Raw genomic sequence first — 26,374 nt, forward strand, 5'->3', positions numbered from 1 at the left:
ATGACGGCAAAGCGTCGTGTCGCCGTGCTGATCTCCGGGCGCGGCAGCAACCTGCGCGCGCTGATCGAGGCCAGCGAAAAAAGCCCCGACTATCCCGCCCGCATCGCGCTGGTCTTGAGCAACAAGGCTGATGCCGAGGGCTTAAGCGTGGCGCGCGAGCACGGCATCGAGACCGTCATCATCGAAAGCAAAGGCAAGACGCGCGAGGCGTTTGACGCCGAGATGGACGCGGCCCTGCGCGCCAGGGGCATCGAACTGATCTGCCTCGCCGGCTTCATGCGCATCCTGACAGATGCATTCGTGCAAGGCTGGCATGGCCGCATGATCAATATCCACCCCTCGCTGCTGCCGGCCTTCAAGGGCGTGCGCGTGCATGAACAGGCGATTGCCGCCGGCGTGAAGGTCAGCGGCTGCACGGTGCATTTCGTGATCCCGGCGCTGGATGACGGCCCGATCATCCTGCAGGCCGCCGTACCAGTGCCGCCGGATGCGACGCCCGACAGCCTGGCCGAGGCCGTGCTGGCGCAGGAGCATGTGATCTATCCGCAGGCGCTGAAGCTGCTGGCGGAAGGGCAATTGGTAATCGAGGGCGGCGTGGTGCGGCTGAAGGCTTCCAACAACACACTATTGTAGTCTCCGTACGCCATCGTTCTTAAATCACACAAGCCATTACGTCCTTAAACTGGATGATGGCTCAATCATTTCCTACTAATTGAAACCTTAATTCATTGAGCGCGGCGGCTCCTGTATAATGTGGGCCGAAAGGAAAACCGTGGCCGAAGAAGAACGAGAGCGCACCACACCGCGATCCGCCATTGAAATATTTGGCGACATTCGAGCCCTTGCCCAATCAGATGGCGCTCTTCACGAAATTTCTAAGCTAATCTATCGAGATTGTCTGATCACAATAGACACCCATGATGGACGAGTGATCGACGATCCGGAGCACCGCTGGTCCACATCCAAACTGAACAAGAATGAATTAATGCTCTTGATTGGATTGACTGTCCAATCTGTGAGTGATCGGACTTACTCGGTAATATCTAAAGATGAGACCTTTGCCAGCCGGGCAGATCAGCTGCTACGTGAATTCCACGACCTGCTCCTCGTTGATTTAACCCCGACTCTTGACGCTGAAACCGGGAAACTTCTCGAACTTCCAAATTCTATTGGCGCGCTAGGTCGAGAAGCAATCTACTACGGGGCAGAAAGTTTCTACTCTCATCAACTCTTGAAGTTCAGTCGTCAGCGCTATCGTGAAGATGCAATTTGGTTGCTTCAGAATGCGGGCCTTTCGATCAGACCAATGATCGATATTGCGAAATTTATTGTCGACCGCATCAACGACCAAATGAGCGCCGTTGGGCATCTACGCAAGGAAGGCCGCGAATTTAACGGCGGCGAATTGACTAGCAGTCTACTCATTCCCAAAGCTGATTTAAGAAAGAAATTCGGCACCAAGGCCAATGCTTTCTTAGAAAAATTCGCGACCCCAATTACGGGGTCCAATGCAGAGTTTACCGACCCTTTTGCGATCAATACCGTAGCGATTGCACCAATAATTGATCTAAGGGATCATTTATATATACCGAACCAATATAGATTGCTCGAAAGCATTTATGAGAGCCCCTTCTATTGGATGATAACCGACAAAAACTATCTAAATACGGCGGCTGAGCATCGAGGCAACTTCCTTGAGAAAACTGCAGCAGACATCCTTCGTTCAGTTTTCGGAGAGAGTAACGTCTATGAAAACGTAGTCATAAAACAAAACGCGCGAGACGAGGCCGGCGAGATTGATGTGCTCGTTATATATGGGGAATTTACCATTGTAGTGCAGGCGAAGTCGAAGCGGATCACGATTAAAGCACGTGCTGGAGATAGCGAAGCATTGAAGACTGATTTCGAAGGCGCAATTCAGGCCCCATACCGTCAAGCACTACAATGCATCCAACTCATGAAAATGGGGGCCAAATGCACTACGCAAGATGGGAAGGTTTTACCTCTTCACTCCCTGCCGCGCTTCTTTCCGGTAGTAATATTGAGCGACGCATTTCCAGCTTCAACAATCCTCTCCAGAACCATGCTCGAACGGGGCGACGGCATCGCTCCTGTTATTTGGGATATTGGAATTCTTGACTGTATCGCACGCCTTCTTCCGACACCAATCGAGATGATTTTTTACCTGAAAAGTCGATCCGATGTGTTTGAGAACGTCATGTCAGACAGTGAATATAACTACCTTGGATACCACCTCGGAGCAAAATTGGTTCTGCCCCCCGATGTGGACGCTATGCTTCTTGAGCGCGATTTCGCATCTGTTATAGACGACTACATGATCTCAGCGGATTTAGGTATTGAAGCCGAACGTCCAGTTGGTGTGCTGGAGCGTTTAAAGATTCCCGTCGTATCCGATCTCCTTGCAGAGCTAAAAACGGCCGATCCACGGATCGCTTCAGTGGTGATCGATCTCTACGATTTTTCTAGTGCTGCGCTAGAGGATATGTCGGCAAATATCCTAAGCCTGCGCCAAGAAATTGCCGCGACTGGTAAAGAGATCAAGAGCTTTTCAATCCCTACACCAACAGGTGGCCTTACCTACGCAGTGACACGCCGATTTGACGCAAAAGCGCGAGCCGCGGCTGAGGCAATCGGCGCCATGCATAAATACAACACTAAAAGTGATCGATGGTATGCCATCGTAGACAGCATTGAGACTGCCAATCCAATCGACGGATTACTTCCATTGGTCTGGCCTTGGAAAGAGGATGCAGAGGCAGCCAAAACTTCCGAGCAGGTAGGGAAGATATTCAACACCCGTCAACAAATTAGACGCGTTGGCGACGCTGCAAAAAAGCAATCAGATGCAAAAACGACTAGCGATGGCGATAGCTCTTAAATCCCATCCGGAGGTTTTACAAAAAGCGCCCATCTTTGACCTCTTGAAATAGAACAAAACGCGAATATATTGGAAGATGCTTTGTCGTTTACATTTGTATTCAATTTGCCGCTGAACCGGCAAAAATACAAAAGAAGTCAAAATGGAGCCAGGAGACAGAGAAATACCTCCTGCATACTGCCGTATCGCATTTGACGGGATTTGACGGCTACAGCATCAAATTCGACGGCTACAGCACCGGATTTGACGGCTACAGCATCGGTTTCGACGCCCACAGCATGAAATGAGACGCTAAGCGCGAATAAGCACGAATAAGGGGGCAATAACGACGGATAAGACTCAAATAAGGAGAAATAAGCATCGGATAAGCACGAATAGCGGTCCGATAAGCGCGAATAAGTCTGTAATCACGGCGCGCAAAGAAAAAGGCCCGGCATTGCTGCCGGGCCCTGATCCAGTCCGGAGACTGAAAGGATGGTATCAGCCGACGATTTCGGTGCCGGCGAAGAAGTAGGCGATCTCGACGGCGGCGGTCTCGGCGGCGTCCGAGCCGTGCACCGAGTTGGCTTCGATGCTCTCGGCGAAGTCCTTGCGGATGGTGCCGGCGGCGGCGTTCGCCGGGTTGGTGGCGCCCATCACGTCGCGATACTTGGCAATGGCGCCCTCGCCTTCCAGCACCTGCACGACCACGGGGCCGGAGATCATGAAGGAGACGAGGTCGTTGAAGAACGGACGGGCCTTGTGCACGCCATAGAAGCTCTCGGCCTGGGCCTTGCTCATGTGGATGCGCTTCTGGGCCACGATGCGCAGGCCGGCGGCCTCGATCTTGGCATTGATCGCGCCGGTCAGGTTGCGGCGGGTCGCGTCCGGCTTGATGATCGAGAAAGTGCGTTCAATCGCCATGATGAGCAGTCCTTTGGGTCTTGGCTAAAAATCGGTGGCGGGTATATAGAGGCTCCGCTCAGGCGCCGCAACCGTCCCGGCCCCGCGCCCCCTATACCGGCCCTCCCCGGCCCAGATGTAAGTTGTTATAAATGCTGACTTTTCGCGACCTGACCTACCGGATTGCCGGCCGTGTGCTGCTGGACCATGTCTCGGCCACCATTCCGGCCGGGCACAAGGTCGGCCTGGTCGGGCGCAACGGCACCGGCAAATCGACGCTGTTCAAGATCATCACCGGCGACCTGCAGACCGAGACCGGCAGCGTCGAGCTGCCCAACGACTGCAAGATCGCCAAGCTGCCGCAGGAGCCGCCGGGCGGCGAGCAGACGCCGATTGCCTATGTGCTGGCCGCCGATACCGAGCGCGAGGCTTTGCTGATCGAGGCCGACGAGCTGGAGGATTCCACCAGCATGGAGGATGCCGAGCGCATCGCCGCCGTGCATATGCGCCTGGCCGAGATCGACGCCCATACCGCGCCGGCGCGCGCCGCCGTCATCCTCGCCGGCCTGGGCTTTGACGAGGCGATGCAGAACCGTCCGCTCGACAGCTTCTCGGGCGGCTGGCGCATGCGCGTGGCGCTGGCCGGCTGTTTATTTGCAGAACCTGATCTCTTGCTGCTGGACGAGCCGACCAACCATCTCGATCTCGAAGCCTCGCTCTGGCTTGAAAGCTACCTGAAGACCTATCCGCGCACCTTCCTTCTCATTAGCCATGATCGCCATTTCCTCAACTCGGCGATCGAGCACATCCTGCATATCGACAACACCAAGCTGGTGCTCTATCGCGGCAACTACGACACGTTTGAAAACGAGCGTCGCCTGCGCATGGAGCAGCAGAGCGCGTTTGCGGCCAAGCAGGCCGAACAGCGCAAGCATATGGAAGAGTTCGTCGCCCGCTTCCGCGCCAAGGCGTCCAAGGCGCGCCAGGCGCAGAGCCGCATGAAGATGCTGGCCAAGATGCAGCCGATCACCGCCGCCATCGAAGACCCCACCGTGATCTTCCGGCTGCCCGATCCGGAAGAGCTGCCGCCGCCGCTGATCGTGCTCGATCACCTCACGGCGGGCTACGCGGCCGACAAGCCTGTCCTGCGCAACCTCGATCTGCGCATCGACATGGAAGACCGCATCGCCATGCTGGGCGCCAATGGCAACGGCAAGTCGACGCTGGCCAAGATCCTGTCGGGCACGCTGAAGCCGCAAGCAGGCAAGCTGCAGAAAAGCGGCAAGCTGCGCATCGGCTATTTCGCCCAGGACCAGGACGACGTGCTGGACGAAACCCGCACGCCGGTCGATCACATGCTCGACCTGATGCCCAACGCCACCGTCGAGCAGATGCGCACCAAGCTGGGCAGCTTCGGCCTGGTGCGCGACAAGGCGCAGACCGCCGCCGGCAAGCTCTCGGGCGGCGAACGCGCGCGCCTGCTGTTCGCCATGGTCACGCATCACGCGCCGCATCTGCTGATCCTCGACGAACCGACCAACCATCTCGACATGGATACGCGCGACGCGCTGGTGCAGGCGGTGAACGAGTTCAAGGGCGCCGTCATCCTGGTCAGCCACGATCGCCACATGGCCGAGGCCTGCGCCGACCGCTTCTGGCTGGTGGGCGACGGCACCGTGAAGGATTTCGACGGCGACCTCGACGATTACGCCAAACTGCTGTCCGACCGCCGCCGCGCGGCGCAGCAGCAGCTCAAGTCTGGCGGCGCAAAGAGCGCGGATGCCTCGACGGGCGACCGCAAAGCCGACCGCAAGGCCGCGGCCGCCGCGCGCCAGGCGCTGGCGCCGCTGCGCATCGCCGTCACCAACGCGGAAAAGGCGATGGCCAAGCTGAACGCCGAGAAGATGCGGCTGGATGCGACCTTGGCCGATCCCGACACCTACACCAAGCTGGCGCCGGCCAAGCAGGCCGAGCTGCAGAAGCAGCATGGCGAGCTGGTGAAGAAGCTTGAGGACGCGGAAGAAGCCTGGCTCGACGCGCAGGCCAAGCTGGAAACCGCGCAGGCCGAGGCGGCTTGAAGTTTTAGCCTTCGGCCTTCTTGATCCAGCCGCCGGTGTCTTCGGACTGCTGCCAGTAGGTCAGTTTGTGGCCGGCGTCTTTCGCTTTTTTCCAGCGCGCGCGCGCGGCATCGACGGCGGCATCGTCGTTGCCGTCGAACAGGTCGCAGACGCGCGTGTACGAAGAGACGTCAGCCGCATCGGCGCCGTCGACCAGGAACAGCACCTCGGCGTCGTTGGGCCGCTCGTCCTCGATGGTGAGGTAGATCGGCTGCTTGTCGCTGAAGCCGTCCGCCTTCAGGCCATGCGGCAGGAAGCTGTTGCGGCCATAGCTCCACAGGTCGCCGTTGATCTGCTGCAGGCGCTCGTCCGAGCCGCCCTTCACCACCGCCCGCCAGCCCTTCTGCAGGGTCTTTTCCAGCAGTTCGGGCAGCACCTGCTCCAGGCGCCGGCGGGTCAGGTGATAGAACAGCAGCTCGGCCATGCGGGCTGGTGGCTCAGCGGTCTTCGTAGTGATCGGCCACGAGACGATTGAGCAGTCGGACGCCGAAGCCGGTGGCGCCCTTGGGCACCGTGGCCTTGTCCTTCTTGCTCCAGGCCGTGCCGGCGATGTCGAGATGCGCCCAGGGCGTCTTGTCGACGACGAAGCGCTGCAGGAACTGCGCCGCCGTGATCGAGCCGGCGCCGAAGCCGGGGCCCGCGATATTCTGCATATCGGCGATCGGCGAGTTCAGGCCGGCGTCGTAGGCCTCGCCCAGCGGCAGGCGCCACAGCGGCTCGTCCTCGGCCTTGCCGGCCGCGGTGAGCTGCTCGGACAGCTTGTCGTTATTCGAGAACAGCCCGGCATGCTCATGGCCGAGCGCGATGATGATCGCGCCGGTCAGCGTGGCGAGGTCGACCATCGCCTGCGGCTTGAAGCGCTGCTGCGTGTACCACATGGCGTCGCACAGGATCAGGCGGCCTTCGGCGTCGGTGTTCAATACCTCGATGGTCTGCCCCGACATCGACGTGACCACGTCGCCCGGCCGCTGCGCGGTGCCCGACGGCATGTTTTCCACCAGCGCGACGACGCCCACGACATTGGCTTTTGCCTTGCGGCCGGCCAGCGCGGTCATCGCACCGATCACGGCGCCCGCGCCGCCCATATCCCACTTCATCTCCTCCATGCCGGCGGCCGGCTTGATCGAGATGCCGCCGGTGTCGAAGCAGACGCCCTTGCCGATCAGGGCCAGCGGCTTGCCGCCCTTCTTGCCGCCGTTCCACTGCATGACCACGAGCTGGGAGTCGCGGTCCGAGCCCTGGCCGACGCCGAGCAGCGCGCCCATGCCGAGCCGCTTCATCTCGCGCTCGCCCAGCACCTCGACCTTGACGCCGAGCTTGGTCAGCTTGCGGCATTCGGCCGCCAGGCTTTCGGGGAAGATCACATTGGCCGGCTCGGTCACCAGGTTGCGGGTGACCTCGACGCCAGCGGCCAGCTTGTCCAGTGGCGCATGCAGCTTCTTGGCGGCCGCGACGGCCTCGGAGAGCACGGTCACGGTCTTCAGGCTGGGCTTGTCCTTGTCCTTCAGCTTGGTGCGGTACTTGTCGAAGCGGTAGCTGCCCAGGCGGGCACCCAGGGCGGCCCGGGCGGCGGCCTCGGCCGCCGGCAGCACGGTGCCCTTCAGGACCTCGGCGGCGATCGCCAGGTCGGCCTCGCCCGAGACGGCCAGCCGGCGAACGGCATCGCCCGCCACGGTCTCGTAGGCCACAGCCTTGGTCTCGCCCGGCTTGCCCAGGCCCGCCAGCAGGATGCGGCTCAGGCCGGCACCCGGCGCCATGACCTCCAGCCACTGGCCCCGGGCCCCGGTAAACCGGGGCGCCGCCGCCATCGCCTTGCCCAGAATCCCGCCCAAGGCCTTGTCGGTCCGCTGGCCGAAAGCGCCAAGCTGGCGCCCCTCGCCGACCACCAGGACAAGGCTGCCGCGTTTCGGGGATTTGGCGTCGACGATTTCAATTTTCATGATGCTCCAACCGGGTCAAAAGGCTGTCGGGAACCGGGCAAGGACTATAGCGGGCGGAAACGCGCCCAATCAATCCGCGCGACCCGCCGAATCGTCGATTCTTCCTTGTGGGTCAAGTCCTTCTTTTCAAAGCCAAGCGGTGGCAGCTAAGGGCGGAATCGCTATACTGCGCGCCATGCGCGGGGTCTCCGTTTACATCGTGCGCCAGATCGCCTGGCCGCTTGGATTTGCCACCCTCACCCTGACCGGGGTGATCTGGCTGACCCAGTCTTTGCGGTTCATCGACCGCATCGTGAACAACAACCTCGCCTTCTCCGATTTCCTCTACCTGACCATGCTGGTGCTGCCCAATATCATGGCCATCATCCTGCCGGTCGCCGCCTTCTGCGCCACCCTTTATGCCTTCCACCGGATGGCCAGCGATTCCGAGGTGATCGTGCTCTCGGCGGCGGGTTACAGCCGCCTGGCGCTCTGCCGCCCCGCCCTGATGATCTCCTTCATCGTCATGGCCGTGATGTACGTCATCATGCTGTACCTGATGCCGCTGGGTTCGCGCACGCTCAAGGCCACCCAGTACGAGTTCCGCAACGATCTGGCCGGCATGGCCATCCTGGAAGGCGTGTTCAACACGCCGACCGCGAACCTGACCGTCTATGTGCGCGAGCGCGACAGCAACGGCGACATGCTCGGCGTGCTGGTGCATGACAACCGCAATGCCACCTCGCCCACCACCATGATGGCGGAAAAGGCCACCCTGGTCCGCACCCCGCAGGGCCCGCGCCTGTACATGGTCAACGGCAACCGGCAGCAGGTGGATGCCGAGCACCGCACGCTGTCGCTGCTGTATTTCGACAATTACAGCCTTGACCTGGAAACCTATGCCCAGAAGGAAGGTCAGAGCTGGCGCGAGCCGTCCGAACGCTTCCTGACCGACCTGTTTTGGCCGGACCTGAACAACGCCGACGACCGCCAGCAATACGCCAGGCTGATCGCCGAAGGACATCGCCGCCTGGTGACGCCCTTCTATGCCCCGGCACTGATCCTGATCGCCATCGCCGGCATCATCGGCGGCGAGTTCAACCGCCGCGGCCATGGCCAGCGGCTCGCCATCGCCGCCGCGGCCGCCATCTCGCTGCAGGTGATGAGCCTGGGCGTTACCCAGCTTGCCGCCAAGAGCGTGGCGCTGATCCCGCTGATGTACCTGCTGCCGGCCGTCGCCATCATCGGCACTGTGCTGCTGCTGCGTGAACCAGGCGTCGATTACAGCGCGCGCCGGAAAGTGCAGGCGGCCTGATGCGGCAGTCGACCACGCTCTCCATCTATTTCGGGCGCCAGTTCCTGACCGGCATCCTGACGGTGCTGGTCGTGCTGGCCGTGCTGGCCTTCAGCTTCGACATGGTGGAAATGCTGCGCCGCGCCAGCGGACGCGCCGAAGCCAGTCTCGACCTGGTTTTCGAGATGTCGCTGCTGAAGCTGCCCAGCCTGATGACCAAGCTGTTTCCCTTCGCCGTCCTGTTCGGCGGCATGCTGGCGCTGAGCCGCCTCACCCGCTCGCAGGAGCTGACGGTGAGCCGCGCGGCCGGCGTGTCAGTCTGGCAGTTCCTGCTGCCGGGCATCACGTTGGCACTGCTGCTCGGCATCTTCCTGGTCAGCGTCTACAACCCTTTGAGCGCCGCCATGCTGTCGCGCTATGAAAACATCGACGCCAAGGTGATGCGCGGCCGCACCAGCGTGCTGGCCGTCTCCTCCAGCGGCCTGTGGATGCGCGAAGCGGATTCCAAGGGCCAGGTTGTGGTGCATGCCCTGCGGGTCGCCAATCAGGGTGGTGAACTGCGCGACGCGATCCTGTTTTATTACGATGGCCGCGATCAGTTCGTGAAGCGCATCGATGCAGGTGTCGCCATCCTGGAGCCGGGGCAGTGGAACCTGAGCAAGGTGATCGTCAGCTATCCTGATCGCCCCGCCGAACGCCATGAGAGCCTGAACGTCCCGACCACACTGACCTTCGACCGTATCCAGGAAAGCTTTGCCTCTCCCAGCACGATCTCATTCTGGGAGCTACCATCCTTCATCAGCACGCTGGAGGCCGCCGGCTTCTCTGCCGTACGACACCGTCTGCATTTCTACAGCCTGCTCGCCTCGCCCATCCTGCTCTGCGCCATGCTGCTGATCGCCGCCAGCTTCAGTCTGCGCCTGACCCGGCGCGGCGGCATCGGCTTCATGCTGGCCGGCGGCGTCGCCTCGGGCTTCCTGCTGTATTTCAGCGTCGAGGTCATTCAGCCCTTCGGTCTCAATGGCACCCTTCCGGTGCAGCTCGCAGCCTGCGCACCGACCGTGGTGTTCGCCATGCTGGGCATCTCGCTGCTCTTTCACCTGGAGGATGGATGATCGCCAAGTCCAGCGGTCTGTTCTACAGGTTCAGCTTCGGCCTGTTGCTCGCATTCACCGCACTGACACCGGTCCAGATCGTCACCGCTCGCAAGGCTGTGGCACAGACCAGCACCAATGCACCGGTGCTGGTGACCGCCGACAATCTGAAATACGACCAGTCTCTCGGCCTGATCACGGCCGAGGGAAAGGTCGAGATCGCCCAGGGTGGACGCACCCTGATGGCCGACACGGTCAGCTACAGCGAGCGTGACGACAAGGCGATCGCCAGCGGCAACGTCGCCCTGCTGGAAGAGAACGGCACCGTTCTCTTCGCCGACTACATGGAACTGACGGCGGGCATGCGGAACGGCTTCATCCGTGACGTCTCCCTGCTGCTGTCCGACATGTCACGCGGCGCCGCCGCCTCGGCTGAACGGCGTGACGGCAACCGCACCATCATGCGCAAGGGCGTCTACACCACCTGCGCGCTCTGCGAGACCGACCCCTCCCGCCCCCCGGTGTGGCAGCTCAAGGCCCAGCGCGTCGAGCATGACGAGGCCAAGCAGGAAATCACCTATCGTGACGCTGTTTTCGAGATGTTTGGCGTTCCGATCCTCTATACGCCATATCTCAGCCACCCCGATCCGACGGTGAACCGGCGCAGCGGCATCCTGCCGCCGCGGTTCATCAGTACCGAGTATTTCGGCCGGCTGCTGCAGCTGCCCTATTACCAGGTGGTCGATGAGACCACCGATCTGACCGTGACGCCGCAGTATTCGACCAGGCAGGGCGCGCACCTGACCACCGAATACCGCCAGCGCTTCGCTCGTGGCGAGATCGCCGCAGACGGCAGCATCACCGAGGAAGACAAAAGCGAGGATGTGCGCGGCCACCTTCGCGCCAACATGGCCTTCCGCACCAATGACGACACCACAGTGGGGGCCAACATCCTGCGCGCCTCGGACGACACTTACTTGAGTCGCTACCGGGTCAATGATCGGCCGGCCAGCAACACGCTGACCAGCCGCGTCTACGCTGAATCGATCAACAACCGGCACTTCGCAGCAGCGAATGCCTTCTCCTTCCAGAACCTGCGCCAGAACGTCCGCAACGGCAACGTGCCGATCGCCGTGCCGGTGATGGACTACTCGGCCATCATGGAGCCGAATGATCGCGGCGGCCGCTTTGCCATTGACGCGAACATGATGTCGCTGATGCGCACGGAAGGCACCGATACGCGCCGCCTGTCCAGCACTGCATCGTGGACGCAGCCGTATTACGCCTCCACCGGCGAGGTCTACACCGCCACGGCCATGCTGCGCGGCGATGGCTACTGGACCAACAACCTGAACCAGTCTCCGCTGTCGAACACGCCCGGCGATGAAGCCGACTTCATCGGTCGCGCCATGCCGTTGGTCGCGCTGGACTGGCGCTACCCCTTCGTGCGTGACGAGGGCCCGATGCGCCAGCTGATCGAGCCGATCGTCATGGCTGTAGTCACGCCGTACGGCGGCAACCGCAAGGGCGTTCCGAACGAAGATTCGCTCAGCTTCGAATTCGACGAAACCAACCTGTTCTCGCTCAGCCGCTTCCCCGGCCTCGACCGCTGGGATGGCGGGCCGAAGCTGAACTATGGCGTGCGCACGGCCGCCTACAGCGAGAACAGCGGCTATGTCGAACTGCTGGTCGGCCAGTCACTGCGCGCCAAGGCCGACGACACCTTCACGGAATCCTCCGGCCTGCGCGATCAATTCTCGGACTATGTGGGCCGCCTGACCGTTTCGCCCGGCCGCTACATCAACATCGTCGACCGCGTCCGCCTGGCCCAGAACAGTGACCTGTCGGTCCGCCGCCATGAGCTGGGCACCACCCTGGGCAGCAACACGAATTTCTTCTCGGTAACCTACGCCGACGTCACCAATACCGACTTTTTGCAGAACATCACCAGCCAGGAAGCGATCAGCGCCGCCATCCGCCTGCAGATGACCAAATACTGGTCCATGGAAGCCCGTCACACCCGCGATCTTCGTGATGACGGCTCTTTGCTCAACTTCGGCGGTTTGCGCTATACTGACGAATGTTTCGACGTCATTCTGTTCGCCGAACGGACATTTACAATTAATCGTGACATCCAGCCGTCGACAACCATCGGTCTGCGTTTCAGGATTGCGACTTTCAGCTGAGCTGCCCATGCATCGCCGCCTTATCGCTCTCGCCCTGTTTCTGACCGCCCTGCTTGCGGCGCCGGTACTGCATGCGCAGGAACAGCAGCGCATTGTTGCGTTGGTCAACGACGATGTCATTTCACTGCTCGATATCAACGACCGCTCGCGCATCATCATGGCGACGACGCGCCTGCCGGATAACCCCGAAATCCGCCGTGCGGTCCGCGACCAGGCCCTGCGCTCGCTGATCGACGAACGCCTGCAGCAGCAGGAAGCCAAGCGGCGCGGCATCAATACGCCCCAGCAGGATATCGATGCGGCGATTGCCGGGCTTGAGCGGCAGATGAACATCCCGGCCGGCCGCTTCGAGGAATTCGCCCAGCGCGCCGGTATCGATCCGGCCTCGGTCGTCAACCAGATCCGCAGTGAGCTGACCTGGAACCGCATGGTGCGCGCCCGCGTCGGCGCCCAGGTCAACATCACCGAACAGGATATCGACGAGGCCATCGCCAAGCTGAAGAGCAATGCCGGTCAGACCGAGGACATGATCTCAGAAATCCTGATCCCGGTGGACAGCCCGGACCAGGAAGAGAGTCAGCGTCAGTTGGCCCAGCGCATTCTCGAGCAGGTGCGTGGCGGCTCGAACTTCCCGGCACTGGCCCGCCAGTTCAGCCGCGGCACGACGGCTGCCAGCGGCGGCGATGTCGGTTGGGTCCAGCGCGGCACGCTGCCCGAAGATGTCGATGCTGTCATCGCCAAGATGAACAAGGGCGATCTCTCCGAACCGATCCGCACGGTGGGCGGCTGGCAGATCGTCGCCCTGCGCGACCGTCGCCGCATCACCCTGCCCGGCGCCGAGGCTGCCCGTGTCACGCTGAAGCAAGTGCTGCTGCCGCTACCGCAGAATGCCACTGACGCCGATGCTGAAGCCGCCATTGCCAAGGCACGCGAGGCGCGCGGCAGTATCCGCACCTGCGACGATGTCGAGCCGGTGGCCGAACGCATTCAGGCCACGGGCTCTGGCAGCCTGGGCACACTGCGGCTCGGCGATCTGCCGGAAAGCTTCCGCCAGGCCGTGACGCCGCTGAACATCAACGAGACATCCCAGCCTGTGCGCGCCTCGCGCGCCGTGCATCTGTTCACGCTCTGCGCCAAGGAAGACGGCGGCGGTATCAATCGGGCCGACGTGCGCCAGAGCCTGCTGGTCCGGCGCGCCGAATTGATGGCGCAACGCTATATCCGCGAACTGCGGCGCGATGCGACCATTGAATTCCGCTGATCCGCGGCTGCCGCTTGCCGTCACCATGGGCGAGCCCGCCGGCATCGGCGGCGAGATTTCCCTGCAGACCTGGCTGAAGCGCCGCGACGAAGCCCTCGAGCCATTCTTCTTGCTCGACGACCCGGCCCGCCTGCAGGCGCTGGCTGCCCGTCATGGCTGGTCCGTGCCCATCGAGACCATCGCCGAGCCGGAAGAAACCGCCGCCGTGTTCGACCGGGCGCTGCCGGTGCTGCCGGTGCCCCTACCCGCTATGCCGCAGCCCGGCATCCCCGACCGCCGCAATGCACCGGCGGTGCTGCATGCCATCGAACTGGCCACCACGCTGTGCCGTAACGGCACTGCCGGCGCCATCATCACCAATCCGATCCACAAGGCCGCGCTTTACGATGCGGGCTTCACCCATCCCGGCCATACCGAATTTCTGGCCGCGCTCTGCGATGCGCCCCGGCCGGTGATGATGCTGGCATCAGACCGCCTGCGCGTCGTACCAGTGACCATCCATGTCTCGCTGCTGCGCGCCATCGAACTGCTGACCGTCGATCTGATTGTCGAGACCGGCCTCATCCTGGCCGCCGACCTGCGAGACAAGTTCGGCATCGCCAGGCCGCGCATCGCCGTTGCCGGACTCAATCCCCATGCCGGCGAGAGCGGCAGCATGGGCGGCGAGGACGCCACCATCGTGGCTCCGGCCGTGGCTAAGCTGCAGGCCGCGGGTATCGATGCGCGCGGCCCGTTGCCGCCCGACACCATGTTCCACGCCGAGGCGCGCGCCGGCTATGACGCGGCGCTCTGCATGTATCACGACCAGGCGCTGATCCCGATCAAGACGCTGGATTTCGACAAGGGCGTCAATGTCACGCTCGGCCTGCCGGTGATCCGCACCTCGCCCGATCACGGCACCGCCTTCGATATCGCCGGCAAGGGCATTGCCAGTCCCACCAGCCTGATCGCTGCCATCAAGATGGCCGCCACCATGGCCGAGCGCAGGATCAGTTCGGGCCGCGATGTCAGCCGCCATTGAAGGCCTGCCGCCGCTGCGTGACGTGATCGCGCAGCACGAGCTGGCCGCGCGCAAATCGCTCGGGCAGAACTTCCTGCTCGACCTCAACCTCACCCGCAAGATTGCCCGCGCCGCCATGCCCTGGACGGCGGCGCAGGTCATCGAGATCGGCTCCGGCCCCGGCGGCCTGACCCGCGCCCTGCTGCTAGAAGGCGCACCGCAGGTCACGGCCGTCGAGCGTGACGATCGCTGCCTGGCCGCCCTCGCCGATCTGGAACAGGCCGCCAGCGGCCGGCTGCGGCTGCATCCGGGCGATGCGATGGAAACCGACTTCGCCAGCCTCGCGCCCCCGCCCTGGCAGGTGGTCGCCAACCTGCCCTACAACATCGCCACGCCGCTGATTTTGGGCTGGGTGGCGCAGGCGCAGAATTTCACCCGCATCACCGTGCTGGTGCAGAAGGAAGTCGCCGAACGCCTCGCCGCCAAACCCGGCGGCAAGACCTATGGCCGACTGGCGGTGGCTGCGCAGTGGCGCTGCGATGTGCGGATGCTGTTCGATATCGGCCCCAAGGCCTTTGTGCCGCCGCCCAAGGTGACCTCGACGCTGGTCGAGCTGCAGCCGCGCGCCAGACCCATCGCGGAAGCCGAATGGCCCAAACTGGAACGCGTGACGGCCGCAGCCTTCAACCAGCGCCGCAAGATGCTGCGCGCCGCGCTGAAACCGCTCTGGCCCGATGCCGATGCGAAGCTGACGGCAGCCGGCATCGATCCGACACGCCGGGCCGAGACTCTCTCGATCGAGGAGTTCTGCGCGCTGGCCAGGCTGCTGTAGGTCTAGCGGCCTTCGCGCAGCTGCTTGACGAAATCCACCAAGCCGATGCCGCGATGGCGTTTCAGGCGCTCGGCGCGCAGGATGGCATGCACCTCGGCCAGGCAACGTTCGACATCGTCGTTGATCACGATGTAGTCATACTCGGCCCAGTGGCTGATCTCGTCGGCAGCCTTCGACATGCGCTTGGCCACCACCTCGGCAGAGTCCTGCGCGCGGGTATGCAGGCGCTTTTCCAGATCGCGGGTCGAGGGCGGCAGGATGAAGACGCTGACCAGATCGTCGCGGGCGCGCTGACGCAGCTGCTGCGTGCCCTGCCAGTCGATGTCGAACAGGATGTCCTGCCCCGAGGCGAGGCGCTTCTCCACCTGCTCCCTTGGTGTACCGTAGTAATAGTCGAACACCTTGGCATGCTCGAGCAGTTCCTGGCGGTTCACCATCAGGCCGAATTCTTCCGAACCGATGAAGTGATAATGCGTGCCATCCACCTCGCCGGGCCGGCGTGCGCGCGTGGTCACCGAGATGGACAGGTGCAGCTCCGGGTCCTCGGCCAGCAGGCGGCGCGAAATCGTGGTCTTGCCCGCGCCCGAGGGCGACGACAGCACCAGCATCAGGCCGCGGCGCGCCACCGCGATCTCGGGTTTTGCAGAAGACTTACTCGACATTCTGGGCCTGCTCGCGAAGACGGTCGATCACCAGTTTGAGCTCCAGGCCCACCGTCGTCAGCCCGGCGTCGAAGGCCTTGGAGCACAGCGTGTTGGCCTCGCGATTGAACTCCTGCGCCAGGAAATCCAGCTTGCGGCCGACGCCGCGACCGTCGCCACCGCCGATGAGGCTGCGCGTGGTCTCGACATGAGCTTTCAGGCGATCCAATTCCTCGCGAATATCCAGGCGCGTGATCTGCATCGCCAGCTCCTGGGCCAGTCGGTCTTCGCTGACCGGCGGATTCTGGGCCAGCAGATCGTCGAGTTGCTGGCGCAGGCGACGGCGCAGCGCTTCAGGGCGCACGGCCTCAATGCCGGCCGCTTGCCCCACCAGCGCCGTGATTTCCTCCAGCATGAAGCCGAGGATGCCGCCCAGCTTGGCGCCTTCGGCCGTCCGGCTTTTCACCAACTGGTCCAGCGCGGCGGCAAAGCTCTGCTTCATCCCGTCCTCGACAGCCTTGCGGACCTCTTCGTCTTCGCTTTGCTGTGCCACCGGCTCGACCACGCCGCGCACCGCCAACAGGCCATCCAGCCGCGGCGCGCCGATGCCGCGCGCTTCCAGCTTGCTGCCGACCGCCAGCAACTGCTCCAGCAGCGCCTCGTTCAGGCGATAGGCCGGCGGGGTCGCCTCGGCGCTCTCGGCAATTTGAAGGTTGAGCGTGACGTTGCCGCGAATCAGCTTCGACTGGGCAAGCGTGCGGATTTCGGGCTCGATGGCATCGAAACCCGGCGGAAGGCGGAAGCGCAGCTCCAGGCCGCGGCCGTTGACCGACTTCAACTCCCAGATCCAAGCCTTGTTGCCGGCGCGTCCGTCGACGCGGGCAAAGCCAGTCATGCTGACAAGCGACACGATTCCCCCGAAAATGCTACGGTGCGCGCACTATAGTGAAATTCAGCCAGAGGGTCGAGGCTAAGTCATGGGCGAACCATTGCTTTCGGGCATTCTCATCACCGGCGGATCGAGTGGAATCGGGCAGGCGCTGGCTGAACTCTATGCCCGGCCCGGCACGCTGATCGCCCTCACCGGCCGCGACGCTTCGCGCCTGGAGGCTGTCGCCGAGACTTGTCGCCAGCGCGGCGCCATTGTCGAGGCGCGCACAGTTCCCGTCACTGACCGTGCCGCCATGCGGGACTTCGTGACCGGGATCGCCAGTCGCGCACGGCTTGATCTGGTGATCGCCAATGCCGGCGTCGGCGGCATGCTGACGTCCTGGGATGAGTTTGACACTTACGCCCATAGCATCACCGACGTGAATATCGAGGGCGTGATGAACACGGTGAATCCCGCCGTGCCGATCATGGTGAAGCAGAAGCAGGGGCAGATCGCCGTCGTCGCCTCGATCGCCGGTTTCGTCAGCATGCCCGGTGCCTGGCCCTATTCCTCCACCAAGCATTTCGCCCGCGCCTATGCCGAAGAGCTGCGCGGCATGTTGGCGCCTGAAGGCGTGAAGGTCTCGGCCATCTGTCCGGGCTTCGTGACGACGCGCATGACGGCGCGCAACAAATTCCCGATGCCTTTCCTGATGGACGAGCAGCGCGCGGCGCGCATCATCCGCGACGGCCTGGCCCGCAACCAGGGCCGCATCGCCTTCCCCTGGCCGATGCTGGCGGCGATCCGACTGCTCGGACTGCTGCCCTATCCCCTGCTCGACCGGCTCATGCGTGCGGCGCCCAAGAAGGCGTGATCAGCGCCGCTGCGTGGCGCGGTAGGCCGCGACATTCTTCAGGTGCTCGTCATAGGTGCGGGCAAAAACATGCCCACCCTTGCCGTCGGCAACGAAATACAGGAAGTCATGGCTTTCAGGCTGCAGCGTCGCGGCCAGGCTGGCGCGGCCGGGATGATTGATCGGCGTCGGCGGCAGACCGTCGATGGTATAGGTGTTCCAGGCGGTCGGCTGCGCCAGGTCGTTCAGCGTCAGCGGCCGCTCCAGTTCGCGCGCGCCCTTGGTGATGCCATAGGCCACCGTCGGATCGGCCTGCAGCTTCATGCCGCGCTTCAGCCGGTTGAGATAGACGCCGGCCACGCGCGGGCGCTCGGCCGGCACCGGCGTCTCGGCCTCCACGATGGAAGCGAGAATGACAGCCTGCTCCGGACTGCCCAGCGGCAGGCCGGCAGCCCGCTTGGGCCATAGCTCGGCCAGCAGCTCCTCACGCGCCTTGTGCATGCGGGCCACGATATCGCCGCGCGCATCGCCATAAACATAATGATAGGTCTCGGGCAGCAGGCTGCCTTCGGGCACCGGGGTCGTCGGCCACGCCCCGGTCAGCGCCTCGCCGCTTTCGACCAGCTTGCGGATCGTCACGGTGAGCTCGCCCTCGGGCACGGTCAGGCGACGGATCAGCACTCTCCCCGCCGCCAGCTTTTCCAGCACCGCACGCGGCGTTTCACGCGGCGCGAACTGGTATTCGCCGGCTTTGAGCTTGCCGATCATATCGTGTTCCCAGGCGGCCAGATCGAACAGCCGGGCATTGTTGATCACATGAGCTTCGGCCAGCCGCTGGGCGATGCCATGCAGGCCGGTGCCGCGTGGAATCAGGACAACGGTTTCCTGTTCCAGTGGACCAGCGTGGTCGATCCAGCTTTCAAACCATTCATAAACGCTGGTCAAGCTGATGGCCGCCGCCAGGAGTATCACCGGCAGCTTGCTCAGCAGGCGCTTCATGTCAGGGCTTTACGAGTCGTATCGCTTGAGAATGAGCGAAGCATTGGTGCCGCCGAAGCCGAAGGAATTCGACAGGGCTGCACGAACCTCGCGCTTCTTCGCCTTGTGCGGAACAAGATCCATGCCGACGGCAACGTCGCTCGGATCTTCCAGGTTCAGCGTCGGCGGGCAGATCCCGTGCTTGATCGCCAGGGTCGAGAAGATCGCCTCCACCGCACCGGCGGCACCCAGAAGGTGGCCGATCGAGGACTTGGTCGACGACATCGACAGACTGGCAACGGCATTGCCGAACAGGCGCTTGATCGCGCCCAGTTCGATCTCATCACCCAGCGGCGTCGAGGTGCCATGGGCATTGACATAATCGATATCCGACGGCTGCATGCCGGCGCGCTTCAGCGCCATCTGCATGCAGCGGAAGGCGCCATCGCCGCTTTCATGCGGCGCCGTGATGTGATGCGCATCGCCCGAGAGGCCATAGCCCACCACTTCGGCGTAAATCTTGGCGCCGCGACGCTTGGCATGCTCAAGCTCTTCGAGCACCACCACACCGGCACCTTCGCCCATGACGAAACCGTCACGCCGCTTGTCCCAGGGACGCGACGCGGCTTTCGGGTTGTCATTGAAATCGGTGGACAGCGCACGGGCAGCGGCAAAGCCGGCAACGCCGAGTGGTCCGATGGTGGCTTCGGCGCCGCCGGCCACCATGACATCGGCATCGTCCCACATGATCAGGCGGGCCGCATCGCCGATCGCATGCGCGCCGGTCGAGCAGGCCGTCACCACCGCGTGGTTCGGGCCCTTGAAGCCGTATTCGATCGAGACATGACCGGAAACGAGATTGATCAGACGGCCCGGTACGAAGAACGGGCTGATGCGGCGATGCCCCTTCTCTTTGAGGGTAATCGCCGCCTCTTCGATGCCGTTGAGACCACCGATGCCGGAACCGATCAGCACGCCGGTACGGCAGCGCTGCTCCTCATCGGCGGGGACCCAGCCGGAATCCTTCACCGCCTGCTTGGCCGCTCCCATGCCATAGACGATGAAATCGTCCACGCGCTTGCGTTCTTTGGCTTCCATCCATTCGTCGGGATCAAAGGCATCCGCCCGGTCCGGGAAGTCCGCCTTAAGCGGAACCTGCCCAGCCACACGTGCCGGCATCTCGGACGCGTCGAACCGGGTAATCGGGCCAAGGCCGGATTCCCCGTTGATCAACCGGGTCCAAGTCGCTTCGACGCCGCAAGCGAGCGGCGTAACCAGGCCTAGGCCGGTGACGACGACACGACGCATGGCGGAGCCTTTCTGACGATAAACGGAAAAAAGAACGCGTGGAGCGGCAGCGTCAGTTACGACGCCGAACGCTCCTTGATGAAATCGATCGCGTCCTTGACGGTCAGGATCTTTTCAGCGGCATCGTCCGGAATCTCGACGCCGAATTCTTCTTCGAAGGCCATGACCAGCTCGACCGTATCCAGGCTGTCAGCGCCCAGGTCGTCGATGAAGCTGGCGTTCTCGACTACCTTCTCTTCTTCGACGCCGAGATGCTCGACGACGATCTTCTTAACGCGCTCACCAATGTCGCTCATTTCATAAATCCCTGTGGTTATGACTGCCTGGCCAGCCGTTTGAGCGGCGACCGGCAAGTGGGGCTCCCTGTAGCATAGAAACCCCACGCTTCCAAGCCGTTCCAGACCATCCGAAACGGCTGATTCGACGCCAGATTTCCTTAGGAAATCATGGCCATACCGCCGTTCACATGCAAGGTCTGACCGGTGACATAAGCAGCTTCGTCCGAGGCCAGATAAAGCACTGCAGCAGCGATTTCAGCAGGCTGGCCGAGTCGGCCGGCCGGAATCTTCTGGGAAATCATTTCTTTCTGCTGATCGGTCAGCACATCGGTCATCGCCGTCTGGATAAATCCGGGGGCGACGCAGTTCACGGTGATATTGCGAGACGCCACTTCCTGGGCCAGCGCCTTGCTCATGCCGGTCAGGCCGGCCTTCGCAGCTGCGTAATTTGCCTGGCCCGGATTGCCGGTCGCACCAACCACCGAGGTGATGCTGACGATGCGGCCCCAGCGGCGCTTCATCATGCCCTTGAAAGAGGCGCGCGCCAGACGGAAGGCGGCGCTCAAATTGACGTCGAGCACGGTCTGCCAGTCTTCGTCCTTCATGCGCATCGCGAGCTGGTCTCGGGTGATTCCGGCGTTATTGATCAGGATGTCCACCTGCCCCATCGCGGCTTCCGCCTTGCCGATCAGGCCGTTCACCGCTTCGGCATCGGCGAGGTTGCAAGGCAGCACATGGGCACGGCTGCCGAGCTTGGCCGCCAGTTCCTGCAGCACCGCTTCGCGCGTACCCGACAGGCCGACGGTGGCGCCCTGCGCATGCAGGGCGGTGGCAACCGCATTGCCGATGCCGCCGGTGGCACCAGTGACCAGGGCGAACTTGCCGGTCAGATCGAACATCGCGTTTCTCCCTCGGGAAATGTCGGAGACCAGAGTGTCAGAGACTCTTGGCCCAGGCTTCCAGCTCGGCCGGCAGGCCGATGCTGACGGTTTCGATATCCTTGTCGATGCGCTTCATCAAGCCGGCGAGCACCTTGCCCGACCCCAGCTCGGCGGCCTGCGCAACGCCCTGGCTTTTCAGCCACTGCATGCTCTCACGCCAACGCACCAGACCCGTGACCTGCTGCACCAGCAGCGTCTTGATGTCATCGGGATTGGACTCGCCCTTGGCGGTCACGTTCGACACGACCGGCAGTTTAGGTGCATTTACCGCGGCTTTTGCCAGCGCTTCGGCCATCGCATCAGCGGCGGGCTGCATCATGGCGCAATGGAACGGCGCACTGACCGGCAGCAGCATGGCGCGCTTGATGCCCTTGGTCTTCGACACCTCGATGGCGCGCTCGACGGCGCTCTTCTGGCCAGAGATCACCACCTGGCCGCCGCCATTGTCATTGGCGCAGCCGACGATCTCGCCCTGGGCCGCCTCGGCAACCACTTCCTGCGCCTGCTCGAGTTCGGCGCCCAGCAGCGCCGCCATGGCGCCGGTACCCACCGGCACAGCCTTCTGCATCGACTGGCCGCGCAGCTTCAGCAGCCGGGCCGTATCGGCGACGCTGAGCGCGCCCATGGCGCAGAGCGCCGAATACTCGCCCAGCGAATGGCCTGCGGCGAAAGCGCCCTTGGCCGCCAGGTCGACCCCGAAATCCTTCTGCGCCACGCGCACCACCGCCAGGCTGACGGCCATCAGCGCGGGCTGGGCATTCTCGGTGAGCGTCAGATCGGCTTCCGGCCCTTCGAACATCAGCGCCGACAGCTTCTGCGAGAGCGCATCGTCGACTTCCTGGAACAGCTCGCGCGCCGTGGCGAAGGCGTCGCTCAGGTCCTTGCCCATACCGACGGCCTGGCTGCCCTGGCCCGGGAACAAGAAGGCACGGCTCATGATCGGAAGCTCCTGATTGGTAAGGACGGCGGGCGGCGTAAAAATGTCGCGCCAGTCATAAGCCCAGCCCCCGTCCTGTCAAGCGTCGGAGCCCGCGCCCTGCAGCCAAAATTTATCATAACCATATGAAATATAGTGATATTTTCAAGACGTACTGCCCCAATGGCCTGGCTGCCTCCCTGGGGGTTATGGCGGGAATCAGCGGCAGAAGGGCTTGGCGAGCCGGCCCGGGATAGGGTAAATTCAACCTTAAGAGCAGGATCAGAAGATCAGAGGTTCAGAATGAGCGGCGACATTCCAGGCGGTATCAAGGGTGCGTTGTACCTGACGGGCCTCAAGGCTGCGCAGCAGACCGAACAAGCGGTGCTGAGCGTCGTGAGTGCTGGCCTCGAAAACATCAAGCAGATCACCAAAGCATCGTCGCCCACCTCTGCCGGTGTCGGCGGCAATGTCGATATCTCGGTCTGATCTGAAGCTGCAGCAGATATGAAAAAACCGGCCATTGGCCGGTTTTTTTGTATCTTTTCGAGACGCGCGCTTACTTGGCGTCGAAGGCGCCCGCGCGGATCGTATCGGGCAGCTTTTCCAGGCCATGGGCCGTGACAGCCTTGCCAAACAGCGAGGTCAGTTCGGCCAGCGCCATGCTCATGGCAATCGCGGCCACCACTTCACGGCTGATGCCGCCGTTGACCAGAGCTTCCCAGGTCGCGACGAAGGATTCCCGGGTAACCTTGCTCTGCTCTTCTTCGTTCATCGCCATGGGTCATTCCCCTTTGTTTTGCGAATCTGGACTGGTTGCTCGCCCTGTCTTTCGCATGGTTTCGGTTTATGGAACGTAAATGCCGCACAGACGCGTATTGCGTGATGTGAATTCTACCAGAATACCGGTCGCCACGCACATCCCCTATGGCGGGCCCTAACGGCGAAGCCCCGCCAGCATGCCTTGCAGGACCGGGCCGGCCTGCGCCACCAGCGCAGCAGCCGGCGCCCCACGAGCCGCGCGGCACAGGCGGACCGACGAATACCATGGGGTGCTCTGCCCCTCGCCCCAGTACCAGAGCTGGCCCCAGTCCTGCCGCAGCAGCACCAGTGTGGGAATCCCCAGCCCGGCAGCGAGGTGAGCCGCGGCGGTGCTGACCGTGACCACCAGGTCCAGGGCCGCGATCTGTGCCGCCTGACCATCGATATCCGTCAGCGGATCAATCTCCGGATCCTGGATCATCGCAATGCCGTGATCCTGCCACAGCTTGGCGGTATGGGCCCGCGCCGCGCCGTATTGCAGTGAGACATAGGCTATATCGGGTTCACGCAACAGCGGCGCCATATCGGTGAGCTGGATCGACTTGTTGCGGCCAGCACGCGGGTTGTGGCTGCTCCAGGCGACGCCCACCAGCATTGTCTTGCCCGTGGCCAGATAACGTGTGCGCAACGCTGCAGTGCGCTGCGGATCGGCCTTCAGATAGACCGGCGGATGGCTGGTGAAATCCTCTGCCGTCTTGCGCACCAGCGCGGCTGCATCGGCCAGCGGGTACTGGCAGGTCAGACCAAGCGCGGCCGCGTCGAGCGCAGCAGTATTCGCTTCGACGCGGATCGACGGATGGGACCGCGCGAAGAGCGGCACAAGACGTGGGTCCGTGGTCTGGACGATCTCGACGCCACGACGCGCCAGATCGGCAAGCGCGCCAGAGTATAGAATCTGATCGCCGATGCCCTGCTCGCCCCAGACCAGCAACCGTCCGGTCCGCAGCGGCAGCCGGCCATCCCAGCGCGGCAGGCCGCAGCTGCCATCAGGGCTGCTCCAGTCCTTGCCCTGCATGCGCCTGGCATAATAGGGCCAGCCTTCGGCATAGCGGCCCTGGCGCAGCAGCAGCAGGCCAAGATTGGTTGAGGTGGTAGCATCCTCAGGATCCTCAGCCATCACGCCGCGATACAGTGCTTCAGCCTCATCAGGGCGTCCCTGCAGATCGCGCAGGTTGGCCAGATTGCCGCGTGCCAGTTTCGACTGCGGATCGCGCGCCAGCGCGTCCTGGCAGGCCTGCTCAGCTGCGACGAGATTGCCGATCTGGGTTTCGTAGGTTGCGAGATTGACGTAGTTGAGCGGCTGCGCGGGATCGAGCGCGATCAGACGCCGCAAGGCTGCGCAGGCTTCCTCATATTGAAACAGCTTCGACAGCGACAGGGCGAGATTGGCCCAGGCCACCGTGTTGTCCGGGCCATGCGCCACCACCTGCTGCAGCACCGGTACGGCGCGATCGAAAGCACCGCTGCGTGCCAGGGCAATACCCAGATTGGCGAAGATCGCTGGATCATTCGGCTTCAACGCATGCACGCGCTCAAGCAGCGGCACGGCCCGATCAAAGGCCTCGGCCGCCATGAACTGCTGGCTAAGCTGACGCAGGGCATCAGGATTGTCCGGATTCTGCGCCAATGCTGCCTGGTACTGCGCAATCGCTGCAGCCGGTTCGCCACGCAGCGCCGCAATCCCGCCGCGCAGTAGCGGCAGATGCTGTGCAAACTTTCCAGTCTGCTCCAGCAGGCCGACCAGTGCGTCGGCACCGTCAGCGTTCTTGTTATCGAGCGCCTGCTTGGCCAGCAGCATCACCTGCGCCGCGAAGACGGGTGCGGCCTGCAGCAGGTCGCGTAACGCCGGCAATGCCGCTGCCGTCTCTCCGGCCAGCCAGTCGGTTCGGGCCAGATTGAAGCGCGCCTCAGCGGATGTGGGGTCGACGACCAGCACGCGATGGAACTGCTCACGCGCTGCCATCCAGTCGCCGCGGTCGAGCGCCATAAGACCGAGACTGCTCAAGGCCTCAACCGATGTCGGGTCGAGCCGCAGGGCTTCGGCATAGGCAGCCGCTGCCTCAGCGATCTGGCCGAGCATGCGGCAGGCCTGTCCCAGGCTTGTATGATAGACGGCCACATCGGGAGCCTGGCGGATAGCCAGCGCGATGGACGGTTTGCCCTGGGCCGGATTGCCCGACTGACTCAGTGCAAGGCCCAGCAGATGCAGGGCGTCGGCGTCATCAGGCTGTTCGGCGATCAGGCCGTGGTAGAGGGGAATGGCCTCGGCGAGGCGCCCGGCCTGATGGCGCTGCATGGCCGCAGCAAGGCGCTGGCGCCAGTCTGGCGGAGCCATGCTCATGGCCGCATAGGGATTACTTCAGGCCATCCATGATGTTGCGGTTGATCTGTATCAACGCGTCGACGTTCGTGGACTGACCCTGGGTGATCTTGTCGGTGTGCTTGTTGACGAAGATGCAGATGTTGATCAGCGAGACCTTGACCTCCTTGGTCAGGGTGTTTGCCTCATCGAGCACTTCCGGCATCAGATGATTCCAGACTTCGCGATTCCAGCCGATCGCATAGGCGACCTTGGCGACATCGGCGGGGTACTTGCTCTCCATGATCGGACGGATATCCATCAGCGCGCGGGTCACCGCCGAGAACAGGCGGTACTCAATCTGCCGCGGCGACTCAAGGGCGTTCTGCGCCGTCTGGTATGGGTTGTTTCCCGACATCGAGCAGTTTCCTCTCAACCTCAATCAAGCGTCGTGCCAGTTTCAGAAGCTTGAAATAGTCCTTCTGGACCAAGGCAGCTCCGATACTGGCGACCAACGCATGAGTACTCGGCGCGGCCTTAACAAACTCCAAACTCGTCTGCTTAATCTGTTCGTAATACTCGTCGAAGTTTTCGTCCCACAAATAGGCCAGCTGGCAGAAGTAATAGATTTTCTTCCCCAGGGTATCGACATCCTCGGGACGCATAATGTGCTTTTCCCGAAGAAAAGAAGCTTTATTTTCGATAATGATGCTGGCGGATTTCGAAAGACTGAGGACCGCCCTGTTGAGAATGAACTTCTCGCCAGCCTTGAGTGTGATGATAAGCGGCACGAGATCCGGAGGGATTTGCCAACCCCTCCCTCCACAGTTGAAGGGTTCCGAACAGGGCTAACCCTCTTCCGGCCTTCCGTCAAGGAATGCCGGGCGCCAGAGGGCCGCCCCCTGGTCAGACTGTGGAGAAGGCAAAAAGAAAGGGGGCCAAAAGGCCCCCTTTCCGATCTGGTATCAGACTGCCGATTAACG

At 62.7% G+C, this 26,374-nt stretch carries 25 protein-coding genes; 11 read left to right on the forward strand and 14 right to left on the reverse strand.

Annotated elements, in window-relative coordinates:
- Positions 1-633: a phosphoribosylglycinamide formyltransferase gene (gene purN / locus AC1RRT_RS00980; protein ID WP_493011778.1), complete on the forward strand. Its 633-nt coding sequence runs from the start codon at positions 1-3 to the stop codon at positions 631-633.
- A 139-nt stretch (positions 634-772) separates the two neighbouring features.
- Complete coding sequence (locus AC1RRT_RS00985) at positions 773-2,899, forward strand: nuclease-related domain-containing protein (protein WP_493011779.1); 2,127 nt, start codon at positions 773-775, stop codon at positions 2,897-2,899.
- 480 nt (positions 2,900-3,379) lie between these two features.
- Here AC1RRT_RS00985 and ndk read toward each other — a convergent pair whose 3' ends face one another.
- Positions 3,380-3,802: a nucleoside-diphosphate kinase gene (gene ndk / locus AC1RRT_RS00990; RefSeq protein ID WP_493011780.1), complete on the reverse strand. Its 423-nt coding sequence runs from the start codon at positions 3,800-3,802 to the stop codon at positions 3,380-3,382.
- Positions 3,803-3,933: 131 nt separating this feature from the next.
- Between ndk and AC1RRT_RS00995 the strand changes: the two genes are divergently transcribed.
- Positions 3,934-5,859, forward strand: a complete 1,926-nt coding sequence (locus tag AC1RRT_RS00995; protein WP_493011781.1) for an ABC-F family ATP-binding cassette domain-containing protein — start codon at positions 3,934-3,936, stop codon at positions 5,857-5,859.
- 4 nt (positions 5,860-5,863) lie between these two features.
- Here the strand turns inward: AC1RRT_RS00995 and AC1RRT_RS01000 are convergent, their stop codons facing one another.
- Together AC1RRT_RS01000 and AC1RRT_RS01005 are read right to left on the reverse strand one after the other, a co-directional pair.
- The gene (locus AC1RRT_RS01000) at positions 5,864-6,322 is read right to left on the reverse strand and encodes a DNA polymerase III subunit chi (RefSeq protein WP_493011782.1); all 459 of its coding nucleotides are present in this window, start codon (positions 6,320-6,322) and stop codon (positions 5,864-5,866) included.
- Between the two features lie 13 nt (positions 6,323-6,335).
- On the reverse strand, positions 6,336-7,838 hold the full coding sequence (locus AC1RRT_RS01005; RefSeq protein ID WP_493011783.1) for a leucyl aminopeptidase: 1,503 nt from the start codon (positions 7,836-7,838) through the stop codon (positions 6,336-6,338).
- 175 nt (positions 7,839-8,013) lie between these two features.
- Here AC1RRT_RS01005 and lptF point away from each other — a divergent pair, with 175 nt between their 5' ends.
- From lptF to rsmA, 6 genes are read left to right on the forward strand one after another with little or no spacing between them, the layout of a single operon-like run.
- Positions 8,014-9,132 carry an LPS export ABC transporter permease LptF gene (lptF, locus tag AC1RRT_RS01010; protein ID WP_493011784.1) on the forward strand — a complete coding sequence of 373 codons (1,119 nt, stop codon included), beginning with the start codon at positions 8,014-8,016 and terminating at the stop codon, positions 9,130-9,132.
- Complete coding sequence (gene lptG / locus AC1RRT_RS01015; RefSeq protein WP_493011786.1) at positions 9,132-10,226, forward strand: LPS export ABC transporter permease LptG; 1,095 nt, start codon at positions 9,132-9,134, stop codon at positions 10,224-10,226. Before lptF ends, lptG begins: the two co-directional genes overlap by 1 nt.
- A complete protein-coding gene (locus tag AC1RRT_RS01020) occupies positions 10,223-12,391 on the forward strand; it encodes an LPS-assembly protein LptD (RefSeq protein WP_493011787.1) in 2,169 nt (722 codons plus the stop codon). Before lptG ends, AC1RRT_RS01020 begins: the two co-directional genes overlap by 4 nt.
- A gap of 7 nt (positions 12,392-12,398) precedes the next feature.
- Entirely contained in the window at positions 12,399-13,652 is a 1,254-nt protein-coding gene (locus AC1RRT_RS01025; RefSeq protein ID WP_493011788.1) for a peptidylprolyl isomerase, read from the forward strand.
- A complete protein-coding gene (gene pdxA, locus AC1RRT_RS01030) occupies positions 13,630-14,673 on the forward strand; it encodes a 4-hydroxythreonine-4-phosphate dehydrogenase PdxA (RefSeq protein ID WP_493011789.1) in 1,044 nt (347 codons plus the stop codon). Before AC1RRT_RS01025 ends, pdxA begins: the two co-directional genes overlap by 23 nt.
- Positions 14,657-15,484, forward strand: coding sequence for a 16S rRNA (adenine(1518)-N(6)/adenine(1519)-N(6))-dimethyltransferase RsmA (gene rsmA / locus AC1RRT_RS01035; RefSeq protein WP_493011790.1), 828 nt, complete (start codon positions 14,657-14,659; stop codon positions 15,482-15,484). The genes pdxA and rsmA overlap by 17 nt, the downstream gene beginning before the upstream one ends.
- 2 nt (positions 15,485-15,486) lie before the next feature.
- On the opposite strand, the gene gmk is transcribed toward rsmA, so the two are convergent.
- Positions 15,487-16,146: a guanylate kinase gene (gmk, locus tag AC1RRT_RS01040; RefSeq protein WP_493011791.1), complete on the reverse strand. Its 660-nt coding sequence runs from the start codon at positions 16,144-16,146 to the stop codon at positions 15,487-15,489.
- A complete protein-coding gene (locus tag AC1RRT_RS01045; RefSeq protein ID WP_493011792.1) occupies positions 16,136-17,035 on the reverse strand; it encodes a YicC/YloC family endoribonuclease in 900 nt (299 codons plus the stop codon). The genes gmk and AC1RRT_RS01045 overlap by 11 nt, the downstream gene beginning before the upstream one ends.
- A gap of 67 nt (positions 17,036-17,102) precedes the next feature.
- Between AC1RRT_RS01045 and AC1RRT_RS01050 the strand changes: the two genes are divergently transcribed.
- Complete coding sequence (locus tag AC1RRT_RS01050; RefSeq protein WP_493011794.1) at positions 17,103-17,870, forward strand: SDR family NAD(P)-dependent oxidoreductase; 768 nt, start codon at positions 17,103-17,105, stop codon at positions 17,868-17,870.
- On the opposite strand, the gene mltG is transcribed toward AC1RRT_RS01050, so the two are convergent.
- The 5 genes from mltG to fabD all read right to left on the reverse strand — a co-directional run bounded on the left by mltG (position 17,871) and on the right by fabD (position 22,291).
- Positions 17,871-18,848 (reverse strand): endolytic transglycosylase MltG, encoded by a 978-nt coding sequence (mltG, locus tag AC1RRT_RS01055; RefSeq protein ID WP_493011795.1) that lies wholly within the window; start codon positions 18,846-18,848, stop codon positions 17,871-17,873.
- Between the two features lie 9 nt (positions 18,849-18,857).
- Positions 18,858-20,135: a beta-ketoacyl-ACP synthase II gene (fabF, locus tag AC1RRT_RS01060; protein WP_493011796.1), complete on the reverse strand. Its 1,278-nt coding sequence runs from the start codon at positions 20,133-20,135 to the stop codon at positions 18,858-18,860.
- A 56-nt stretch (positions 20,136-20,191) separates the two neighbouring features.
- The gene (locus AC1RRT_RS01065; RefSeq protein ID WP_492981505.1) at positions 20,192-20,431 is read right to left on the reverse strand and encodes an acyl carrier protein; all 240 of its coding nucleotides are present in this window, start codon (positions 20,429-20,431) and stop codon (positions 20,192-20,194) included.
- A gap of 140 nt (positions 20,432-20,571) precedes the next feature.
- Positions 20,572-21,312, reverse strand: coding sequence for a 3-oxoacyl-[acyl-carrier-protein] reductase (gene fabG, locus AC1RRT_RS01070; RefSeq protein ID WP_493011797.1), 741 nt, complete (start codon positions 21,310-21,312; stop codon positions 20,572-20,574).
- 37 nt (positions 21,313-21,349) lie between these two features.
- Positions 21,350-22,291 carry an ACP S-malonyltransferase gene (gene fabD / locus AC1RRT_RS01075; RefSeq protein WP_493011798.1) on the reverse strand — a complete coding sequence of 314 codons (942 nt, stop codon included), beginning with the start codon at positions 22,289-22,291 and terminating at the stop codon, positions 21,350-21,352.
- Positions 22,292-22,573: 282 nt separating this feature from the next.
- Here fabD and AC1RRT_RS01080 point away from each other — a divergent pair, with 282 nt between their 5' ends.
- The gene (locus AC1RRT_RS01080; RefSeq protein ID WP_493011799.1) at positions 22,574-22,759 is read left to right on the forward strand and encodes a hypothetical protein; all 186 of its coding nucleotides are present in this window, start codon (positions 22,574-22,576) and stop codon (positions 22,757-22,759) included.
- 70 nt (positions 22,760-22,829) lie between these two features.
- Here the strand turns inward: AC1RRT_RS01080 and AC1RRT_RS01085 are convergent, their stop codons facing one another.
- The 4 genes from AC1RRT_RS01085 to AC1RRT_RS01100 form a co-directional block, all read right to left on the reverse strand.
- Positions 22,830-23,051, reverse strand: a complete 222-nt coding sequence (locus AC1RRT_RS01085) for a hypothetical protein (protein WP_493011800.1) — start codon at positions 23,049-23,051, stop codon at positions 22,830-22,832.
- Between the two features lie 156 nt (positions 23,052-23,207).
- Positions 23,208-25,427, reverse strand: a complete 2,220-nt coding sequence (locus AC1RRT_RS01090; protein WP_493011801.1) for a tetratricopeptide repeat protein — start codon at positions 25,425-25,427, stop codon at positions 23,208-23,210.
- Positions 25,428-25,446: 19 nt separating this feature from the next.
- Positions 25,447-25,809, reverse strand: coding sequence for a flagellar biosynthesis regulator FlaF (gene flaF / locus AC1RRT_RS01095; RefSeq protein ID WP_493011802.1), 363 nt, complete (start codon positions 25,807-25,809; stop codon positions 25,447-25,449).
- Positions 25,766-26,182 (reverse strand): flagellar biosynthesis repressor FlbT, encoded by a 417-nt coding sequence (locus tag AC1RRT_RS01100; protein ID WP_493011803.1) that lies wholly within the window; start codon positions 26,180-26,182, stop codon positions 25,766-25,768. Before AC1RRT_RS01100 ends, flaF begins: the two co-directional genes overlap by 44 nt.
- Positions 26,183-26,374: the final 192 nt, after the last annotated feature.

It is taken from the genome of Ferrovibrio sp. GW821-FHT12B10, assembly GCF_058807515.1.

What these genes read in the sequence shown, in the direction of transcription:
- fabF (WP_493011796.1), bottom strand. Translation starts at nt 20,135, where the DNA reads ATGCGTCGTGTCGTCGTCACCGGCCTAGGCCTGGTTACGCCGCTCGCT.
- mltG (WP_493011795.1), bottom strand. Translation starts at nt 18,848, where the DNA reads ATGAAGCGCCTGCTGAGCAAGCTGCCGGTGATACTCCTGGCGGCGGCC.
- gmk (WP_493011791.1), bottom strand. Translation starts at nt 16,146, where the DNA reads ATGTCGAGTAAGTCTTCTGCAAAACCCGAGATCGCGGTGGCGCGCCGC.
- fabD (WP_493011798.1), bottom strand. Translation starts at nt 22,291, where the DNA reads ATGAGCCGTGCCTTCTTGTTCCCGGGCCAGGGCAGCCAGGCCGTCGGT.
- AC1RRT_RS01080 (WP_493011799.1), top strand. Translation starts at nt 22,574, where the DNA reads ATGAGCGGCGACATTCCAGGCGGTATCAAGGGTGCGTTGTACCTGACG.
- AC1RRT_RS01090 (WP_493011801.1), bottom strand. Translation starts at nt 25,427, where the DNA reads ATGGCTCCGCCAGACTGGCGCCAGCGCCTTGCTGCGGCCATGCAGCGC.
- AC1RRT_RS01000 (WP_493011782.1), bottom strand. Translation starts at nt 6,322, where the DNA reads ATGGCCGAGCTGCTGTTCTATCACCTGACCCGCCGGCGCCTGGAGCAG.
- lptF (WP_493011784.1), top strand. Translation starts at nt 8,014, where the DNA reads ATGCGCGGGGTCTCCGTTTACATCGTGCGCCAGATCGCCTGGCCGCTT.
- AC1RRT_RS01025 (WP_493011788.1), top strand. Translation starts at nt 12,399, where the DNA reads ATGCATCGCCGCCTTATCGCTCTCGCCCTGTTTCTGACCGCCCTGCTT.
- AC1RRT_RS01085 (WP_493011800.1), bottom strand. Translation starts at nt 23,051, where the DNA reads ATGGCGATGAACGAAGAAGAGCAGAGCAAGGTTACCCGGGAATCCTTC.
- purN (WP_493011778.1), top strand. Translation starts at nt 1, where the DNA reads ATGACGGCAAAGCGTCGTGTCGCCGTGCTGATCTCCGGGCGCGGCAGC.
- fabG (WP_493011797.1), bottom strand. Translation starts at nt 21,312, where the DNA reads ATGTTCGATCTGACCGGCAAGTTCGCCCTGGTCACTGGTGCCACCGGC.
- AC1RRT_RS01005 (WP_493011783.1), bottom strand. Translation starts at nt 7,838, where the DNA reads ATGAAAATTGAAATCGTCGACGCCAAATCCCCGAAACGCGGCAGCCTT.
- flaF (WP_493011802.1), bottom strand. Translation starts at nt 25,809, where the DNA reads ATGTCGGGAAACAACCCATACCAGACGGCGCAGAACGCCCTTGAGTCG.
- rsmA (WP_493011790.1), top strand. Translation starts at nt 14,657, where the DNA reads ATGTCAGCCGCCATTGAAGGCCTGCCGCCGCTGCGTGACGTGATCGCG.
- ndk (WP_493011780.1), bottom strand. Translation starts at nt 3,802, where the DNA reads ATGGCGATTGAACGCACTTTCTCGATCATCAAGCCGGACGCGACCCGC.
- lptG (WP_493011786.1), top strand. Translation starts at nt 9,132, where the DNA reads ATGCGGCAGTCGACCACGCTCTCCATCTATTTCGGGCGCCAGTTCCTG.
- AC1RRT_RS01020 (WP_493011787.1), top strand. Translation starts at nt 10,223, where the DNA reads ATGATCGCCAAGTCCAGCGGTCTGTTCTACAGGTTCAGCTTCGGCCTG.
- pdxA (WP_493011789.1), top strand. Translation starts at nt 13,630, where the DNA reads ATGCGACCATTGAATTCCGCTGATCCGCGGCTGCCGCTTGCCGTCACC.
- AC1RRT_RS01050 (WP_493011794.1), top strand. Translation starts at nt 17,103, where the DNA reads ATGGGCGAACCATTGCTTTCGGGCATTCTCATCACCGGCGGATCGAGT.
- AC1RRT_RS00995 (WP_493011781.1), top strand. Translation starts at nt 3,934, where the DNA reads ATGCTGACTTTTCGCGACCTGACCTACCGGATTGCCGGCCGTGTGCTG.
- AC1RRT_RS01065 (WP_492981505.1), bottom strand. Translation starts at nt 20,431, where the DNA reads ATGAGCGACATTGGTGAGCGCGTTAAGAAGATCGTCGTCGAGCATCTC.